At 61.4% G+C, this 754-nt stretch carries 1 pseudogene; it reads right to left on the bottom strand.

What is annotated here, in order from left to right:
• Positions 1-210: pseudogene (locus OP498_RS18440) on the bottom strand (IS21 family transposase); the annotation flags it as partial.
• Between the last annotated feature and the right edge of the window lie 544 nt (positions 211-754).

The following is a 754-nucleotide window of genomic DNA, read 5'->3' as shown; positions in this document are numbered from 1 at the left end:
GATCGGGTCGACGCCGGGTGCGGGGTGCCGCCGTCTGTGACGGCAACCGAGGATCGTCCTCGAGGCGGTAAGCCGTGGCGGTGCTGAACGCGGCCTTGGCAGCGGCGGCGGCGGGACTATCACTACGGCGAAAAGTCATGTAAAGCCTCACTTGGTGATCGGTGATGTGTCGTCCCGGCACGGGGTGCTCCTCTTTGGCGAGAAGACCACTCTAAGCCGGGTTGGCCGCGATCACCCGGCGGGGTTCCCGAAGGGGACCCCGCCGTCCTTCCCTCGTCGACGTCGCTCGGGCTACGCTCTCCCGACGTCGACAACCGAAGGTCTCGGCTTTCTCATCTTGATTGTCGCGTGACTCTCATCTTGATTGTCGCTCTATACAGTGACCACACCACACGGTCAAACCTCGGGTAGTCCCCCGGCAAAGCCGGGGGATTACCTTATTTATTTAACTGTTCAGCATTTCTTCGCCGTGCGGAGCATGGCGTATAAATGCCTGTTGGACTAAGCCGCCCATCAAGCTGCTACGCCGCTTCTATAGGGTATTGTATTGGCCGGTGTGCGGCCTGAGACGTCAGGTCGCGTGCGTAGGGATCTGTTGTGACGCATTCGAGCCGTGATGTTGGCCATGATCTCCGTCTTTTCTGGGCCCAGTTCGCCCCAACGTAGCGCGCTTGCTGGTCGAAATCCATCACCGGGACGAGCGCCGCCGCGACCCGCGAGCGGGCCGGATCGACGAGTCCGTTGTGTGAGTAGC

Source organism: Halomonas sp. 25-S5, from assembly GCF_029889845.1.
In the GTDB taxonomy this organism is placed as follows: Bacteria; Pseudomonadota; Gammaproteobacteria; order Pseudomonadales; family Halomonadaceae; genus Halomonas.
This window is presented reverse-complemented; position numbering and strand designations above follow the sequence as displayed.